Raw genomic sequence first — 17,978 nt, 5'->3', positions numbered from 1 at the left:
CATATGTACAAACGCATCATCTACGACTCTGCGCTCGACTGGGTACCCTATCTCGCCTTTGGCGTGACCGCAGCCGTGTTCCTACTCTTCGTCATTCGCGCCATCAAGCTGCGCAAGGAGAGCGCCGACCAGCTCTCCCATCTGCCGCTGGATGACTGAAAGCCTAATTAACTCTCCACACACGTTTTCGTCATGAATCCATCATCTCCCAACAAAAGCACCGACAACGGTCCCGTCCTGCGTGACCACGTTTACGACGGTATTCAGGAGTACGATCAGAAGCTGCCCAACTGGTGGCTCTTCACCTGGTACATCACCATCGTCTGGTTCGTCATCGCCTGGGTGGCCTACTATCAGCTGCACCTGGGCGAGTCCGGCCCGGAACAGGTGGACAAGCAGATGGCCGCCATCAAAGCAGCGCAGCTCAAGGAGCTGGAGCAGCTCAGCGATGAGAAGCTCTGGGCCATGTCTCAGGATGAGAAAGTGGTGAGCGCCGGTGCGGCCACCTTTGGCACCACCTGCGTGGCCTGCCATGCGCCTGACCTTTCCGCACATCTGGGCACCGTGAAGCTGCCCGGCCTGCCGCTCAATGACACTGAATGGAAGCATGGCGGCAACCCGCTGCAGATCCTTGGCATCGTGCGCAAGGGTGCGCCAGACATCACTAAAGGAATGCCTGCATGGGAGCCGCAGCTCGGACTCAATCGTGTGGTGGAAGTCGTTGCATTCGTGCTCAGCAAGCACAAGAAAGGTGAACCCGTGACACTTGCCGCCGATTCACCGCTGAAAGCTGGTGCCGCCGCCGCTGCACCTGCCGCAGCCGCCGTGTCAGCCACTCCGCCTGCAGCAGGCAAATAAGATGAAGACCAACGCGCCCACTCTCGACTCGCTCTCCACCATTCATGCCGACGGTTCACGAAAATTCGTCCATCCGTCTGATGTTCAGGGTCCATTCACCCGGTGGAGGCGTGTCGCGGCCTTGGTGCTGCTGGTCATCTATATCGCGCTGCCGTGGATTCCGGTAAACGGGTTTCCGGCCGTCTTTTTGGACGTGCAGGAGCGGCGCTTTCACTTCTTTGGGCTCATCCTGGCCACGCAGGATCTCTGGATTGGATTCTTTTTGGTGACGGGGCTGGCGTTCAGCCTCTTCTACATCACCTCTCTGTTTGGCCGCGTGTGGTGCGGGTGGACGTGTCCCTACACCGTCTTCATGGAGCAGCTCTATCGACGGGTGGAGCGCTGGATCGACGGAGACGGAACCGCCCGCCGTCAGTTGGAGGACGCACCTTGGACCGCCTCCAAAATCACCAAGCGGGTGGTGAAGCACACGCTCTTCATCCTGATCTCTGCGGCAATCGCTCACATCTTTCTGAGCTATTTTGTCTCGATCCGGGCGCTGTATGAGATGATGCATGAATCGCCGACGCATCATGCCAAGGCTTTTGGCGTGGTGGTCTTTCTCACTGGCGCGCTTTATTTCTCCTTCAGCTGGTTCCGCGAGCAGTTCTGCATCATCCTCTGCCCCTACGGTCGTCTCCAGTCAGCGCTGACGGATGATAACTCCGTGGTGATCGGCTACGACAAGAAGCGTGGCGAACCACGTGGCAAAGGCACGGTGGAAAAGCCTGCGGGAGACTGCGTGGACTGCCGCCGTTGCGTGCAGGTGTGCCCGACGGGCATCGACATCCGCAATGGCCTGCAGTTGGAGTGCATCGGCTGTGCTGCCTGTGTGGATGCGTGTGATGACATCATGCACAAGCTCAAGCGTCCAACCGGGCTGGTGCGCTACGACTCCTACAAGGGGCTGAACGGCAGCAAGACCAAGTTCATCCGTCCGCGCACGATCTTCTACACTTTCATCCTGCTGGTGTGGATCTCAGGTTTTGGCGCGGCGGTCTCCCGCATTTCTCCGCTGCGTGCCAGTGTGGTGCGCATGGGTGGCGCATCCTTCTATGTGGACAACGGCGTCATCCGCAATCAGTTCCAGCTCCGCATCATCAACAAGCGCAATGCCACCTCCACCTACAAGATGGAGCTGATGGGCGAGGTGCCAAAGTCGCTGAGCGTCATCGGCATGGACCAGACGATAGAGCTGGGGCCCATGCAGGAAGATCAGAAAACACTGGTGCTGACCATGCCGCAGGCGGAGTATCAAAAGCGCTTCAAGTTTACCATCAAGGTGGTGGACACCACGCGTGGAGACTCCAGCGAGACTCGCGTGATGGAGTATCTGGGACCCGACCCACAGGCCGTGCCCGCCGCCAAGCTCAACGCCAAAGATTTCATCCACTAACCCCTGACAAAGCCATGATGCCCAAAAGCCTCAAATCGCGCCCTTGGATCCTCGTGGCCGTGGTCTTCACCGGCTTTGTGGCCTGGTGGGTTTATTTCATCACACTGGCAGTGAAAAACGCGCCGCCGGAGGTGCCGCTCGTCACCCGCTCCGCTCATGCAGTCCATTGATACCAGCGCAGCCGCCTTTCTGGCGGGGCTCGTCACGAGTGTGCACTGTGTGGGCATGTGCGGGCCGCTCTCATGCTCATGGGCGGTGTCGTCCAAGCCGGGGGCGTCCAGCTTTATGCGGGACACGGCGCTCTACCACGGCGGCAGGCTGGTGGCGTATGCGCTGGTGGGGGCCATTGCTGGCACGGTGGGGGTGATGCCGCTGAAGTTTTTCCAGCATGGCGCAGGCATCGTGCTGCCATGGCTGATGGTGATCGCCTTTGCGATTGTGGGCCTCGGGCTGGAGACCTGCCTGCCCAAGCCGCAGTTCTTGCGCGAGGGCGTGCGCCGCATTCAGACGCTGGCCTTTCGCATGCACAGCGCCATGCGCGCGGGGCTGCTGGGCTTTGCCACGCCGCTGCTGCCCTGCGGCCCGCTGTATATGATGTTTGCGCTGGCGATGGCGAATGGCTCTGCCTTCAAAGGCGCGGAGTTTGCCTTTGCCTTTGGTCTGGGCACGCTGCCGCTGCTGTGGATAGCGCAGACACAACTGCATGCCATCAGCGGCAGGATCCAACCGCAGACGCTGCGCAAGCTGCAGCGCACGCTCGCCTTCACCGCCGCGCTGATCATGGCCTGGCGCCTGCGCGGCACGCTGGACTTTGGCAGTGATGCGATTCCGAGCTGCTGCCATGCGGGGCTGTGAGCTGATTGCAGTCCACGATTATTTCATCATCATTTCATCTCCGGTTCATCAAGGTTTCACGCCGCTTTTGAAGATGAGGAGCGATGAAAGCACTCCTCATCCTCCTGATGTCCGCCGGCGCACTGCTGGCGCAAACCCCACGGCCCGTCACCAGCGCCACGCTCGATGAGAGCGAGGTGCGCATCACCTACGGCGAGCTGAAGCGTCTGGTGGCGGCCACGCTGCCCAAGGAGACGCCAGAACCGCCCAAGCCACCGCCGCCACCCATCACGGCCGCACTGCTCTCGGCGCTATATGACCTCAATGCCAAGGCGGGAGCTCTGACCGCTGAGATGCAGGTGGAAAACTTTGACGGTGGCTGGCATGCGATTCCCCTTGCGGGTGCCACGATGGGGGCGACGGCGGTGGAGCCAAAGGATGCGCGACTGGTGGTGGCTGATGGACACATCTGCCTGATCACGGACAAGGCGGGGGCGCAGCAGGTGAAGCTGTCCTTTGCGCTGGCTGCACCGGGGCAGGGGACCGTGCTGCACCTGGCACCTGCACCGATAGCAGCGCTGACTTTTAATGAGCTGCCGGATGGCAAAAACATGCGCTTACAGCAGGGGGCCAACACGCTGAGCCTCTCTGCTCCGGGAAAAGTGGCGCTGCCATCCCAAGGAGGCGAAGTGACGCTGAGCATCGAGGACAGCCGCAAGCCGGTGCAACCTGCTGCTGCGAGCGGCACGGATGATGCGATCATCTCCGAAGCCACCTACAACACGGAGGTGGTGCGGGATGGCTCTGTGCTGACGGAGGGGGCGGTGCTGGTGCGGCATGATCACACCACGCGGCTGGAACTGAAGCTGCCCGAGTCTGCGAAGCTGCTGCAATGCCATGTGAACGGCGAGCCTGTGCGCCCGGTGGTGAAGGATGCCGTGCGGCTGGAGATACCGCTGGATGATCCGGCCACGGATGGCGCGGAGTCTGAGGTGAAGTTTTCCTTCACCGCCATGCTGCCGCCGCTGCAGACTGCGGAGGGAGAGCTGGAGCTGGCTCTGCCACAGACGCCTCTCTTTGCGAAGCAGATCGACTGGAATGTGCAACTGCCCACGGCCTACGAGCTGAGCTTTAGCGGCAACGTGGACCCTGTCTCTGAGAAGACCACCGCTACCGGACTGCATCTGCGCAAATCGCTCTGCCGCGATCAACAGCCACAGGCCCGCATCACCTACCGCAAACGCAGCAGCAACTGATCTCATTTCTACCCTTCAAACTCAAACACCGTCATGAAATACAGTCATCTTATCGTCATCGCCGTCATCTTTGTCTGCACCACCATCGCCTGGTGGCTGCTAGGAGCAGTCGTGAGCCAGCGCACCTTGCATGTGAGCTATGAAACCGGAGACACCGTGAGCGGACGCTGGGGGCCGAGGCTGGTGCAAAAACATCCACAGGCGAGATACACCTCATCCAGCGGCACCAGCATGGTGCTCCAGCCAGCTAAGAGTGATGTGAAAGTGCAGCTGGCGTATCAGCCGGTGAAGATGGGCCTGCTATGGCAGCGCACCTACGGCGTGAAGTTTGCCGGGGCCTACACCTTTACCAATACCACGGCCATCACGCAGACACTGCACATCGGCTTTGATCTGCCCTCTGGAAAGACGCTGCTGGACAAAATCCGCTTTACCCTGGGGGAAGGGACTGCCGCACGTCGGTCTGTGGCTGCACCGCTGGAGGGGGCCATGACCGACAGCGTGCAACTGGCTCCGGGAGAGAGCATTCCGGTGGAGCTGAGCTATGAATGCCGTGGCATGGATGTCTGGGATTATGCCTTTTCAGATGCCAGCCGCATCCGTGACTTTACGCTGACCATGAACACGGATTTCACGGATGTGAATTTTCCGGTCAGCTCGCCAACGGATCGCAGGCCGACAGAGAAGGGCATGGAGCTGGTGTGGAAATATGAAGACGCCATCTCCGCGCCTGGCATCGGCATGGAGATGCCGCGCGAACTTAATGCCGGACCGGTGGCGGCGCAGATCTCCCGTTATTCGCCGCTCTCGCTGCTGATGTTTTTTGTGGTGGTCATCATCACGGCCACCTCGCGCGGGGTATCGCTGCATCCTGTGAACTACTTCTTTCTCGCAGCAGGCTTCTTTGCCTTTCCTCTGCTGTTTTCCTACATGCTGGATCTGATGCCGGTGCATCTGAGCTTTGTGCTCGCGGCTACTGTTTCGCTGCTGCTGGTGTGCGGGTATCTGCGTGCGGCGGCTGGGGAGTTTCTCTTTCGTGTGGGGGTGGCGGCGCAGGTCTCCTACATGGTGCTCTTCAGCTACAGCTTTTTCTTCAAGGGACTCACGGGTCTGACGCTCACGCTGGGTGGTGTCGTGACGCTGGCTGTGCTGATGGCGCTGACGGCCAAGGTGGACTGGAGCCAGAGGCTGGGGGAAGTCTCCCCGAAGTTGGCCTGAGTCCCTGCCAAGAAAGACTGCTGATGGGACGTGCTGGTGAGCAAATTTTGCACATGCGTCTTGTCCGCAGGAGTCCGGCGGTTCAACAATCCACCCACAGCCTAAATGTCTGCCAAAATACTCATTGTCGAAGACGAGCCCTCCATTTGTGAAAATGTCGTCTATGCGCTCGAAGCCGATGGCTTTGTCGTGAGCACTGCTGCCACGGGGCGTGCGGCGCTGGACCTCATGAAGGCGCAGGAATTCAACCTCGTGATTCTGGATGTGGGGCTGCCGGACATGACAGGCTTTGAGGTGTGCCGGGAGATCCGCAAGACGAGGGCGCTGCCGGTGCTCTTTCTCACCGCACGGTCCAGCGAGGTGGACCGCGTGGTGGGGCTGGAGATCGGCGGAGATGACTATGTGGTGAAGCCCTTCAGCCCGCGCGAACTGGTGGCCCGAGTGCGCGCCATCCTGCGGCGTGTGTCCGCCGTGCCGCTGCCTGCGCAGCGGCCGGATACGACGGTGCCGCTCGTGATCGATGACGTACGCTGCCAGGCCATCTACTACGGCACAGCGCTGAATCTCTCGCGCTATGAGTTTCGCATGCTCAAGGCCTTTGCGGCGCATCCGGGCCGTGTCTTCAGCCGCGAGCAGCTGATGGACCATGCCTCCGAGGAGCCGGACGCCTCCATGGAGCGCACGGTGGACACGCATGTGAAGACGCTGCGCGCCCGCATGCGTGGCGTGCGTGCGGGGCTGGAGCCCATCGTGACCCATCGTGGCATGGGCTACTCATTGCTGGAAACCTGGCCTGACTGACGCATGAGCCTGACTGCGCGCTTTATGCTGGGCTTTGCCGTGGTGACGACGGTGGGGCTGCTGCTGCTTTCCACGCAGCTCATCCATCGTGTGGAGCGGCAGTACTTTGAGGCCATCGAGGAGCCGATGGTGGATGTGGCCAACATCCTCGCCGAGATCATTGCTGCTGATGCGGAGGATGGTGTGCTGAAGCCGCAGGCGGTGGAAAAGGCGGTGCGCGCCGCACAGCAGCGCCAGCTGAATGCGCAGATCTACAATCTGCGCAAGGCCAAGGTGGACATGCAGGTGTATGTGACCGATGCGCAGGGGCGGGTGCTATTTGATTCGGCAGGCATTGAAAAACCGGGTGCTATCTCGAACCATCGCGATGTGAACCTGACGCTGACAGGGCAGTATGGGGCACGATCCAGCCGTGTGAGTGACTACGATCCTCTTTCCATCGTGATGTATGTGGGCGCGCCGATCAGACATGAGGGCAAAATCATCGGCATGCTGAGCGTGGCCAAGCCGCAGCGCGGAGTGCTGGCCTTTGTGTGGGAAACGGAGCGCTGGCTGAAGTGGTCAGTGATCACCACGGTGCTGCTGATGCTGCTGGGCATCTACCTGGCGGCACGCTGGGCCACGCGGCCCCTGGAACAGCTGACGCAACATGCGCTCGCGGTGAGCCGGGGAGAGCGCTCATCGCTGCCGCACATGCCGGGGCATCAAATGAAGACGCTGGCCCGTGCGCTGGAAGACATGCGTGATGCTCTGGAGGGGCGTGAATATGTGGAGCACTATGTTCAGAGCCTCACGCATGAGCTGAAGAGCCCCGTGGCAGCCATCCTGGGCGCGGGCGAGATTTTGCAGGGCGATGTGCCGGAGCCCAAGCGTGCGCGCTTTCTGCAAAACATCCGCACTGAGGCCGCCCGTCTGCGCGATCTGCTGGAGCGCCTGCTACACCTGGCCGCGCTGGAGAAGCAGAAAAAGCTGGAGACTCATGAGATGGTGAATCTGGCTGCGGTGTTTGATTGTGCCTGGGATCATCTAGCGCTGATCGCACAGGCCAAGGAGGTGCGGCTGGAACGTGACATGGCTGCAGACCTCATGATCAAAGGGGACCCCTGGCTGCTGGAGCTGGCCGTTGGCAATCTGCTGCAAAATGCCATCGACTTTGCGCCCAAGGACAGCGTGATCATCGCACGAGGCTACCGCTTTGATTCCAAGGTGACGATTGAAATCGAGGACTGCGGGCCGGGCATTCCTGACTATGCGCGCGAGCGTGTGTTTGAGCGCTTTTACTCGCTGCCGCGTCCGGACAGCGGCAAGAAGAGCACCGGCCTGGGGCTCTGCTTTGTGAAAGAGGTGGCGCAGCTGCATGGTGGCAGCGTGGAGCTAACCAATCGCGAAGGCACAGCAGGTGCCAAGGCCATGCTGATCCTTCCAGGCTGAAGAGGGCAGGTTTGACAATGGCGGGCCGCCTTTATAGGCTCCGTGCATGAGCACACCCGAAGCTGGAAAGCCTGTCTATAACGTGAAAAATCCCTGCATCGCCAAGGTGAAGCGGATGTACAATCTCTCCGGACCGGATGCACCCAAGCACACCGCTCACTATGAGATCGATCTGGCTGGCTCAGGGCTGGAATACACGCCTGGGGACTCGCTGGCTGTGCAGCCTACGAATGATCCGGCGCTGGTCCAGGACACGCTGGACGCGCTCGGCTTCTCCGGTGCAGAGATCGTGAAGCATCCCAAGACGGGTGTTGAGGTGCCGATCCGGCAGGCGCTGACAGAAGGAGCGCTCATCACCGAGATCGACAACAAGCTCATCAAGGCCATCGTGGAAAAGACGGATGGTGACACCTTGCTGGCAGATCTCAGCGTGCCGGAGAAGAAAGAGGCTCTCAAAGAGTACCTCTGGGGCCGCTTTGTGGTGGACCTGCTGCTGGAGAATCCCATCGCGAAATTCACGCCGGATGAGTTCATGGCCACGCAGAAGAAGCTGAACATTCGTTTGTATTCCATTAGCAGCAGCCAGAAAGCGCACCCGGAAGAGGTGCACCTGACTGTGGCCACAGTGCGCTACACCAGCCACAATCGTGCACGCGGTGGTGTGTGCTCCACCTTCCTCGCAGAGCGTGTGACGCCGAATAAAACGCTGATTCCTTGCTTTGTGAATCATGGAAAGGGCTTCCGCCTGCCTGAGCCGCAGGATGAGACGCCCATCATCATGTGCGGGCCGGGAACGGGCATCGCTCCCTTCCGTGCTTTTTTGGAAGAGCGCAAGGCGACGAATGCCAAGGGCAAGGCCTGGCTGTTCTTTGGAGAGGTCAGCTCCAAGTCCTGCTTCTTCTACAAGGATGAGTTTGAAGGCTATCTTGCTGACGGCACGTTGACGAAGTTCAGCACGGCTTGGAGCCGTGATCAGGCTGAGAAAATCTACGTGCAGCACAAGATGCTGGAAAACAGCGCGGAGTTCTGGGCCTGGCTGGAGCAGGGCGCCATCTTCTATGTTTGCGGCGATGCCGCACGCATGGCGAGTGATGTGGACAAGGCGCTGCACACCATCGTGGAGCAGCAGGGTCGCAAAACAGTGGATGAAGCCGCCGCGTACGTGCATGCGATGAAGGAGGCGAAGAGGTACCGGCGGGATGTGTATTGAGCCGAGTGCGAGGAGTGGGTTAAATCACCATACTCCTTTGCGCTGCAGTATTTCTTGCCAGTTGGGCCAACCCATGTCCGCAGCCATTAGCACGTCGCGCCAGTCGCGCGTGGCCAGTGCCAGCATCTCTTGAAATCGTTCCTGCTTTCCTTGGGAAAGAATGAGGATTGCCAGTTTGACGCGCAGTGATTCGGCTCTGCGCTGTTCCAGCAATGGAAAGGTGCTACAGGCCAGTATTTCCACAACAACCTTCCTCTCCGTAATGTCAAAGAGTCGCGCGGCCTGCTTCTCAATGGCTCTGCGCAGACGATGGCTGAGCCAAAATTCGCGCCATGCTTGGATGATAAAGGCCATGTTGTTGTGAATGTCGAAGCTAAGACCTCGCCAGCCACAAAATCCCCGTCGCGGTCACCTGGATGTTTTTCTTCATCGGGGTGAGCTTGAAGGTTTCAAAGGTCAGCGTGGCGGGATCGTACTGGTCGCGGATTTTCTGAGTGTTGTCGGCGATCTGTTTTTCCAGTTCGGCGATGTCGGCCTTGAGGGCGTCCAGTTCGTTTTGTGCAGCTTTGACGTCCTGGCTTTCTTTCCAGGCGTGGGAGGCGCTGGTGATGGTGCTGGCTTTTACAGCGCTGCCTTTGCGGCCCATGAACATGCCCAGCAGAGTACTGCCGATCTGAACGGCGGCGCTTAGCTTGGCACCGCTGGACTGCGCCTGCTGCACGTCCACCTTGCCGGCGGCTTTCTCCGCCTTGTCCTGCAAGGACTTCATGGCCTTGACGGTCTTGGTGCGCAGTTCCTCAATGGCGGCATCGCGTTGCTCACGTGCGGTCTGCGTAATGCGGGCTTTGAACTCGTCCTGCTTCTCACCGGGATTGGAGTAGGCCTCCAGCAACGGCGAGTAAAAGACCTCCAGGCTGTGATTCGCAAAGACCCAGTCGGCGAAGTCTTTCTTGATGCTGGTGTAGGTGGTGCTTTTCAGCGCTGGACCGGGGAGGTCGGCATAGGCGGCGTTTTCTTTGGGCTCGGACTCGTATTTGGAGAGATCGTCGTCCTTGGGCACATCGACAAACTTGTCCCAAAGAACCTTCTGCTTCTCGATGTCGATCTCGTTGACGAGCGTGACTGTGCCGCGGCCGCTGATCTTGCGCTTGGCATCGTCAAACACCACTGTGGCGCTGCGCAGGATGGCGGGTGTGTAAGTGATGCGCTCGCCGTCGTCATCGCTCGGCTGGAAGAGTTCGGTGGCGGTTTCGGGCAGCTTGGGGCGCAGCGTGTTGCGGTCTCCGGCGGCGGCACTGGTCGTGCCTGGAGGGGCGAAGCCATCGTCCTCGGCTGCGGCAGCGGCGGCTGCATTGGCTCCGGCCCGCGGGCGCAGCGGGTCCATGAGGGCTTTGATCTGCGGACGTGAGAGAGGTCCGCTTAGATAACTCATGAGCCAGCGCACGGTGAAGATCACGGGGTGGTCTTCATGCACATTGTTCATGAGGAAGACGCGGTTGCCCAGCCCGGCGAGCGTCTGCTCCATCTCCTGCCGGTCAAACTTTCCACCGGCGGTATTGGCCGCGCCTTCCAGTCCATCGAGCACGCGCATCTTGTCGCGTTCCGTTTGCAGGCGTCCGAGCCACCACGTGCCGATGTTGGCCAGTGCCTTGTAGTCCAGGTCGGCTGGGTTTTGTGTGGCCAGCAGGATGCCAAGGCCAAAAGCGCGCGCCTGCTTGAGCAGGATCATCAGCGGCTTCTTGGACGGCGGCATGGCCGTGGGGGGCAGGTAGCCGTAGATCTCGTCCATGTAGAAGATGGAGCGCAGGGAGGTGGTGCCCTGCTGTGCGCGCATCCAGCCCAGGAGCTGATTCATCAGCAGCGATACGAAGAACATGCGCTCGGTATCGCTCAGATGAGCGATGCAGAAGATGGTGATGCGCGGCTTGCCCTCGGGCGTGTAGTACATGCGCTGGATGTCCAGTGGCTCGCCCTCCAGCCAGGTGCTGAAGCCGGGGGAGGCCAGCAGGTTGTTCAGCTTCATGGCCAGGGCGGTGCGCTTGGTCTCGGGGAAGAAGCTTTCAAGATCGACCACGCCGATCTTCCGCAGCGGTGGCTGCTGGATCTGGCGCACCAGATTTTCGAGACTGAGGTTTTGACCTTTCTTCCAGCAGGTGGAGACGATGTTGCTGAGCAGGATGTGCTCAGGCGACTGCACGGGATCGGCCTCCACGCCGATGAGGCCGAGCAGGGAGGATACGGTGCTCTCGATGCGGTCGGCCAGCGCTTCGGCATCGTCCATCACTTCAGCAGGCGGGCAGTTGAGAGAGCTGAGGATGGATACGGGCAGGCCTGCATTGCTGCCGGGGGTGTAGATGGCCATGTCCACCGTGGCGCGCAGTTTCTGGATGCGCTCGGCGCTTTGTCCCCACTCACCCAGGCCCTTTTGCCAGAGCGCAGATTGGGCGGCGGCGTAGTCGTCTGGAGACTGGCCTTTGCGGCGTGCCTCGTCCTCATTGATCCACGGGCGGAATTCCTGCGGCGTGAGGTTGGGGAAGGTGAGCAGCGCATTGCCGATGTCTCCCTTGGGATCGATGGCGATGACGGGCACCCCATCCATCGCCGCTTCTTCGAGCAGCGCGAGGCACAGGCCGGTCTTGCCGCTGCCCGTCATGCCGAGGACGACGCCGTGCGTCACGAGGTCCTTGGAGTCGTAGAGGATGAGGTCATCCTGCACCTTTTTGGTTTTAAGGTCATACTCACGGCCGAGGTAGAAGGAGCCGAGCTTTTCGTATTGGTCAGGGGAGATCATGAAGTGCGAAGAATGAAATAAGCGTGGCGGAAGCCGCTTGGATTGCAAAGCAGAAAATGACAGGCAGGGTGAGACATGCGTGCCGCATTTCTGTTCATGATGACCACCGCCTCTCTTGCCGCCGAAGCCCTGACCTATCCACAGACGCGCAAGGAGGATGTCAAAGACACGCTGCATGGCGTGACGGTTTCCGACCCCTATCGATGGCTGGAGGATGACAACTCTGAGGAGACCAAGGCGTGGGTGAAGGCGCAGAATGCGGTGACCTTTGGATATCTTGAAAAGCTGCCGCGCCGCGAGGAGATCAAGACACGCCTGCAAAAGCTGTGGAACTACGAGCGCGTCGGGCGGCCCTTTGAGCAGGGCGGGCGCTGGTTCTACACCTACAATTCCGGACTGCAAAACCAGGCGGTGCTCATGACCGCCGAGTCTCTAGAAGGAGAGGCCAAGGTGCTGCTGGATCCGAATGCGATGTCGAAGGAAGGCACGACTTCTCTCTCTGACTATTCACCCAGTGAAGACGGCAAACTGATAGCCTACGGCGTCTCCGAGGCCGGCAGTGACTGGAATACCATCCGCGTGCGCGACATCGCCACTGGGCAGGATCTCGATGACGTGGTGCGGTGGGTGAAGTTCAGCGGTGTATCGTGGCGCAAGGATGGCAGCGGCTTCTACTACTCGCGCTACGACGAGCCCAAGCCAGGTGCGGCGCTGACAGCGAAGAACGAATTCCACAAGCTTTACTTTCATCCCCTGGGAAAGCCCCAGAGCGAGGACCAGCTCATCTATGAGCGCAAAGACCAGCCGAAATGGGGCTTTGGCGGCGGTGTCACCGAGGACGGGCAGTATCTCGTCATTCAGGTGTGGCTGGGCACGGAGCCCAAGAACCGTGTCTTTTACCAGAAGATTGCAGGCGGTCCGGTGGTGGAGCTGCTCAATGACAACGATGCACGCTATGAGTTCATCGACAATGAAGGTCCCATCTTCTATTTTCGCACGGATCTGAATGCGCCATGCTATCAGGTCATCGCCATCGACATCCGCAAGCCGGAGCGTGGCAGCTGGCGCATCGTGGTGCCTGAGGTTCCCAAGGTGCTGCTGGAAGGCGTGAGCACTGCTGGTGGCTACATGTTCTGCGAATACCTGCGCGATGCCAAGACGGAGGTGAAGTGTCTCGATCTCGACGGCAAGCTTGTTCGTGAGGTCAAGCTACCAGGCATCGGCAGCGCGGGTGGCTTTGGTGGTCATCGGCACGATACGGAGACTTTCTACACCTTCACCGGATTCACCGAGCCCGGGGCCATCTACCGCATGGATCTGAAAACTGGAGAGAGCCGTCTGTGGAAAAAGCCGCAGGTGGACTTTGACGGCACCGCCTACGAAACGCACCAGGTCTTTTACCACAGCAAGGACGGCACTCGGGTGCCCATGTTCATCGTGCACAAAAAGGGGCTGAAGCTTGACGGTGCCAACCCCACGCTGCTCTACGGCTACGGCGGGTTTAACATCAACATGATGCCCGGCTTTTCAATTTCGCGTGCAGTCTGGCTGGAGATGGGCGGCGTCTTTGCCATGCCGAATCTGCGCGGCGGTGGCGAGTATGGCCGAGAGTGGCATCAGGCAGGCATCAAGCTGGGAAAGCAGAACGTGTTTGATGACTTCATCGCCGCAGCAGAATGGCTGATCTCCCACAAGTACACCAGCAAAGACAAGCTCGCGATCCAGGGCGGCAGCAATGGTGGCCTTCTTGTCGGTGCGTGCATGACGCAGCGCCCGGAGCTCTACGCCGCCGCACTGCCTGCTGTGGGCGTGCTGGACATGCTGCGCTTTGAAAAATTCACCATCGGCTGGGGCTGGAAGAGCGACTACGGCAGCGTGGAAAACAAGGCGGAGTTCAATGCCTTGGCCAAATACTCGCCCTATCATAATCTTAAAACTGGCACCCGCTACCCAGCCACGCTGGTGCTCACCAGCGATCACGACGACCGCGTGGTGCCCGCGCACAGCTTCAAATTCGGCGCCCGCCTGCAGGAGTGTCAAGCCAAGGAAGGTCCACCCGTGCTCATCCGCATCGAAACCAGTGCCGGGCATGGAGCGGGAACAGCGCTTAACAAGACCATCGAGAAGACAGCTGACGAGTGGGCGTTTCTGGTGCGGGCGCTGGGGATGTGATGCGGGATGATGGACGCTCTTCGTTTGTTGATTAGCGCTCCCTCACAAAGAAGTTCGCAAAGCTCACAGCACCGCCGAAATCCGCCACACCCACTGGACCTTTCGCAGCACCTTCGAGCTTGCCCTCCACTACCTGCGGATTAGCCTCCTGAGGCTCGGTCAGCGTAGCGGTGGCTTTGGTGCCTTCGAGTGTGAGGCGCACGCGGTACCATCTGCCGGGCTTTATCTTGTCTGCACCGAAGACGATGGGGGCGGTGCCGCTGCCGATAAGCACAGCGGGCGCTGACTGACCACGGACGCAGAGGCCCGCACAGGCTCGCGTGAGGTCGGCATCTTTCGGCAGTTGAAAGTCGGCGATGTATTCGCCATCAGCGATCTCGATTTGGCTCCAGAGGGGAGCGGTTGGCTGGCCGGAGATGAGCTTGAGGTTCCAATTAGCGGCTACCCAGCGAGCCTCAGCACCGGCGGGTACTTTCCAGCCACGCAGGTCGATGCCGTTGTACAGGTGCTTCCAACCTTGATCCAGCGGTGCGGAGTCAGCAGCTGTGGCTCCGGTGCTGGGCAGTTCTTTGATGCGAACGTTGCGGAATTCAACAGGTGCGCCTTCGGATTCCAGGGCAAGGTAGCCTTTGCGCCAGAAACATTTGTCGCCGCCGCTCACCACTTTGCCATTCACCGCGAGAGTGAGCGTGCCGTTGTTGCCGGTGATGCGGTAGTGGTTCCATTCGGGGGTGGGTTTGCTGCGTTCTTCGCTGGGAAAGCTGCGCTGGCCGTTGTGCTCGCCATGCGGCTCCATGGTGGCGCCGTGGATGGGGAAGACATCGCCATGCGTGGTGAACCAGCGCGGCTTCTTGGGATCGGCATGCTTCATGTAACCGTGGTCCAGCACCTGCACCTCGATGCCGCGCAGAAAGGGCACACCCGGTGCGGAGATGGGGCTGCCCCAGATGAAGACCCCGGAGTTTCCGCCGCTGCTGAGGTGCCGCCACTCGCATTCCAAAATGAAGTTTTCATACTGCTTCTCTGTGCGCATGGCTCCGGTGGGAGTGCCCGTGCAGCTCACCACGCCGTCCTTGATGCTCCAGGTCTCCGGCGCGCAGTTGGCGTTCACCCATCCGCTGAGGTCTCTGCCATTAAACATGGGGACAAAGCCTTCTTCCTCAGCTGCGCTGGTAAAGGTAGGGGCCGTTGCGAGTGCGAGGATGGAGAGCAGCAAGGTTGGTTTCATGTGCAGATCCATACGGTGCAGGAAGGCACAGCTTCGCGGCCAAAGTGTGAAGAGTGCTGTTTTACTTGGTGATCCTTTCACTCGATCAAAAGCGCCAGTTCAGTGCGACCTGAAAGCCGTTTTCATACGTCGTGGAGCCAGCGATGGGATTCGTCACACGCCACTTCACGTACTCGAGATAGAGATCGATGTTCTGGGTCAGGGCAATCGTGACGCCAGGTACAAACATGAACTGCCTGCCGCCGGGATGGGCATCATAGCCAGCCGAGTAGGCCATGCGCCAGGTGACGGGCCCGGTGGCGTAGCTGGTGCCGACGATGAAGTCCGTGGTGCGGGTGCTCATGCCGCCGGAGACATAGCGGGTGGGATTCACGGCGCCGTTTCGCTGCAGCACTTCGGCAAAGGTCTTGAATCGGCCGCGTGTGTAGGTCAGGTCGATGCCCCAGAGGCTGAGCGCATGGTCGCGGTAGCCGGGGAGCTGGGCTTTCGCCTGGGCGATGGAGCCGGTGAGGCCCAGCGCCAGACTGGAAGTGCGGCTGATCCACCATGTGGGCACCACGCGAAAGACCGCATTGTTTTGCAGCCGGAAGGCAGAGGTGCTCTCCGTGTCAGCGCCTGAGAGACCGGAGCTGATGCCGTCTTCGCGGAAGAAAAACTGGGCGGTGGATTCGATGCTGAACTTGGGACGCAGCCAGAAGGTGTGCTCCCAGGAGACGCCGATGTCTGAGTTGAGCTTGAAGCCATCGTAGTAGGCCACGTTTCCATAGAAGCTGCCGTCCCACTCGATGCCCAGCCTGCGGCGGAGCTGGCCTGCCTTGAAAACTCCCGCCGTTGTTTCAGCCCATGCGTACGCCTCGAACGGCCAGAAGACCGGGGACATGGTGCTGCGGAAGGCACGCCCCTCACGAAAACGCATGTCCGCATGCAGGCCCATGCTCTGCACCCATTTCCCTCCAGTGTACCAGAGGGGATCGATCTGCACATAGTAGTAATAGGTGCCTGGGAGCGTGGGGGAGCCATAGCCGCCAAAGCCCGGGCCGCCGGTGGGAATGCGCCACCAGTGCCAGGCTCCCAGTGTGATGGGGACGAGGGCGTTTTTGCGCGCCTGGAGGTCGTCCCATACCTGCGCGGCCAGCGTCCGGCCCAGCAGCAGTCGGTGGGGATCGTAGTCGGTGTAGGGCGGGTCCACGCCGATGCCATCGGCATGCACAAAGCGGGTGGCGGTCAATGAAAGCGCAATGGCAAGCACTGCGCAGCGCAGGGAGGTGCGGGGAGTTTTCATGGCTGATGGCAGGGATGACTGCCTTCAGCGGGGGAAAATCCCGCGCACCTAAACGGACGATGAGCGTCCAGATGAATGCGCGTTTATGTTTGCAACGAATGGCTGCAGCCGGAGTTGCGGGCATGCGCCCGCCACGAGGCTCTATGAGCCTGTCGCGTCAGTTGGAAGGTCTGCATTAACCAAACAGCGCCGCCACCGCCTTGCCGCCGTCCGTGACGGGCACAGGGCGCGTGCCGTCCATGAGTTCCTTGCTGGGATCAATGCCCATGGCTGCGTGGATGGTGGCGTGGAAGTCCACGAGCGGGACGGGATTTTCGACGGGATTTTTGGAGAGCTCGTCGGTCACGCCATAGGCACCGCAGTGGTTCAGGCCGCCACCGGCCAGGACCATGGAGAAAGTGGTGCCCTGATGGCCGCGGCCACCGCGTCCGTCAAACTCAGGCGGGCGGCCGAATTCGGTACCGACGACGATGAGGGTCTTGTCGAGCAGCTTGTGGTTCTTCAGGTCGCGGATGAGGGCGGAGAGTGCGGTGTCCAGCTCCTGGATGAGGAGGTGCTGGTTTTTGTAGCCCTCATTGTGAATATCCCAGCCGGTGCCGTTCATGAAGTTGAGGTTGTGGGAGACCTCGATGAAGCGCACGCCCGCTTGGACCAGGCGGCGTGAGAGCAGGCAGCGCTGGCCGAACTCGCCACCGTAGTCATTGCGCAGGGAGGCGGACTCCTCCTTGAGATTGAAGTGGCGCATGAACTTCGGGCCGGAGAGGCTGAGCGCCTGCTCCTGGGCAGCCTTGTAGTCGGAGATGCTGGACTCTTTGGGTGCGCGGGACATCAGCGGAGCCAGGAGCTGCTCGCGGGTGAGGGCGCGCTTTTCATCCACAAAGTCCGGGCGTGTAAATCCTGCGGGGCCGGTGTTGGTGTCGGTGAGATAGACGTAGCCCGCCTTGGCACCCAGGAAGCCAGGGCCGCGGCTCACGTTCGGGTAGCCGATCAGGATGTAAGGCGGCATGCCCTCGCCAGCGGCACCACGCTCATGCGCGATGATTGAGCCGACGCTGGGATAGACGACATTGCCGGAGATCATGCGCCCGGTGTGGACGATGTTGGTGGCAAAGGCGTGCTCGTCGATCACGTGGTGGTTCACCGTGCGCATCACGGTCACATGCTCCATGACCTTGGCGGTCTTGCTGAGATGCTCTGTGAGCTGCACACCTGGGACGGAGGTGTCGATAGCCTTGTAGAGAGAGCCTGCGATCTTGGTCTTGTCCGTGTTGTTGCCGAGCTTCTTGGGGTCAAAGGTGTCGATCTGCGCCATGCCACCGCCCAGCCAGATGAAGATGCAGTGCTCCGCCTTGCCCTTGGGGGTGTGCACCGGGGTGTTGTTGGCAAACAACGGAGCTGCGCCCATAGCGGCGGCGGAGGTGAGGAAGGAACGGCGTTTCATGATGGGAACAGTTTCAAGTTT

The 17,978-nt window shown here is 60.4% G+C and carries 16 protein-coding genes; 11 read left to right on the top strand and 5 right to left on the bottom strand.

Annotated features, from left to right (window positions below; all coding sequences use genetic code 11):
- Positions 1-3 precede the first annotated feature (3 nt).
- The 10 genes from HNQ65_RS07815 (at position 4) to HNQ65_RS07770 (ending at position 9,043) form a co-directional block, all read left to right on the top strand.
- On the top strand, positions 4-159 hold the full coding sequence (locus HNQ65_RS07815; RefSeq protein WP_184338938.1) for a hypothetical protein: 156 nt from the start codon (positions 4-6) through the stop codon (positions 157-159).
- A 33-nt stretch (positions 160-192) separates the two neighbouring features.
- The gene (locus tag HNQ65_RS07810; RefSeq protein WP_184338937.1) at positions 193-858 is read left to right on the top strand and encodes a cbb3-type cytochrome c oxidase N-terminal domain-containing protein; all 666 of its coding nucleotides are present in this window, start codon (positions 193-195) and stop codon (positions 856-858) included.
- A 1-nt stretch (position 859) separates the two neighbouring features.
- Positions 860-2,293, top strand: a complete 1,434-nt coding sequence (gene ccoG / locus HNQ65_RS07805; RefSeq protein ID WP_184338936.1) for a cytochrome c oxidase accessory protein CcoG — start codon at positions 860-862, stop codon at positions 2,291-2,293.
- A gap of 14 nt (positions 2,294-2,307) precedes the next feature.
- Positions 2,308-2,463, top strand: coding sequence for a hypothetical protein (locus HNQ65_RS07800; protein WP_184338935.1), 156 nt, complete (start codon positions 2,308-2,310; stop codon positions 2,461-2,463).
- The gene (locus tag HNQ65_RS07795; RefSeq protein ID WP_184338934.1) at positions 2,450-3,148 is read left to right on the top strand and encodes a sulfite exporter TauE/SafE family protein; all 699 of its coding nucleotides are present in this window, start codon (positions 2,450-2,452) and stop codon (positions 3,146-3,148) included. Before HNQ65_RS07800 ends, HNQ65_RS07795 begins: the two co-directional genes overlap by 14 nt.
- 83 nt (positions 3,149-3,231) lie before the next feature.
- Positions 3,232-4,383 (top strand): hypothetical protein, encoded by a 1,152-nt coding sequence (locus HNQ65_RS07790; protein ID WP_184338933.1) that lies wholly within the window; start codon positions 3,232-3,234, stop codon positions 4,381-4,383.
- Between the two features lie 33 nt (positions 4,384-4,416).
- Complete coding sequence (locus HNQ65_RS07785; protein WP_184338932.1) at positions 4,417-5,601, top strand: inner membrane CreD family protein; 1,185 nt, start codon at positions 4,417-4,419, stop codon at positions 5,599-5,601.
- A 105-nt stretch (positions 5,602-5,706) separates the two neighbouring features.
- A complete protein-coding gene (gene creB, locus HNQ65_RS07780) occupies positions 5,707-6,402 on the top strand; it encodes a two-component system response regulator CreB (protein ID WP_184338931.1) in 696 nt (231 codons plus the stop codon).
- A gap of 3 nt (positions 6,403-6,405) precedes the next feature.
- Positions 6,406-7,833, top strand: a complete 1,428-nt coding sequence (gene creC, locus HNQ65_RS07775; RefSeq protein ID WP_184338930.1) for a two-component system sensor histidine kinase CreC — start codon at positions 6,406-6,408, stop codon at positions 7,831-7,833.
- Between the two features lie 46 nt (positions 7,834-7,879).
- On the top strand, positions 7,880-9,043 hold the full coding sequence (locus tag HNQ65_RS07770) for a diflavin oxidoreductase (protein ID WP_184338929.1): 1,164 nt from the start codon (positions 7,880-7,882) through the stop codon (positions 9,041-9,043).
- A 24-nt stretch (positions 9,044-9,067) separates the two neighbouring features.
- Here HNQ65_RS07770 and HNQ65_RS07765 read toward each other — a convergent pair whose 3' ends face one another.
- Both HNQ65_RS07765 and HNQ65_RS07760 read right to left on the bottom strand, forming a co-directional pair.
- Positions 9,068-9,397 (bottom strand): hypothetical protein, encoded by a 330-nt coding sequence (locus HNQ65_RS07765; RefSeq protein WP_184338928.1) that lies wholly within the window; start codon positions 9,395-9,397, stop codon positions 9,068-9,070.
- A 19-nt stretch (positions 9,398-9,416) separates the two neighbouring features.
- Positions 9,417-11,834: an ATP-binding protein gene (locus tag HNQ65_RS07760; RefSeq protein WP_184338927.1), complete on the bottom strand. Its 2,418-nt coding sequence runs from the start codon at positions 11,832-11,834 to the stop codon at positions 9,417-9,419.
- 96 nt (positions 11,835-11,930) lie between these two features.
- Here HNQ65_RS07760 and HNQ65_RS07755 point away from each other — a divergent pair, with 96 nt between their 5' ends.
- A complete protein-coding gene (locus HNQ65_RS07755) occupies positions 11,931-14,006 on the top strand; it encodes a prolyl oligopeptidase family serine peptidase (protein ID WP_246437793.1) in 2,076 nt (691 codons plus the stop codon).
- A 31-nt stretch (positions 14,007-14,037) separates the two neighbouring features.
- On the opposite strand, the gene HNQ65_RS07750 is transcribed toward HNQ65_RS07755, so the two are convergent.
- The 3 genes from HNQ65_RS07750 to HNQ65_RS07740 form a co-directional block, all read right to left on the bottom strand.
- Positions 14,038-15,234 (bottom strand): 3-keto-disaccharide hydrolase, encoded by a 1,197-nt coding sequence (locus HNQ65_RS07750; RefSeq protein ID WP_184338926.1) that lies wholly within the window; start codon positions 15,232-15,234, stop codon positions 14,038-14,040.
- 85 nt (positions 15,235-15,319) lie between these two features.
- Positions 15,320-16,516: a hypothetical protein gene (locus HNQ65_RS07745; protein ID WP_184338925.1), complete on the bottom strand. Its 1,197-nt coding sequence runs from the start codon at positions 16,514-16,516 to the stop codon at positions 15,320-15,322.
- 175 nt (positions 16,517-16,691) lie between these two features.
- A complete protein-coding gene (locus HNQ65_RS07740) occupies positions 16,692-17,957 on the bottom strand; it encodes a DUF1501 domain-containing protein (RefSeq protein ID WP_184338924.1) in 1,266 nt (421 codons plus the stop codon).
- Positions 17,958-17,978 lie beyond the last annotated feature (21 nt).

This window comes from Prosthecobacter vanneervenii, assembly GCF_014203095.1.
Classification (GTDB): Bacteria; Verrucomicrobiota; Verrucomicrobiia; order Verrucomicrobiales; family Verrucomicrobiaceae; genus Prosthecobacter; species Prosthecobacter vanneervenii.
This window is presented reverse-complemented; position numbering and strand designations above follow the sequence as displayed.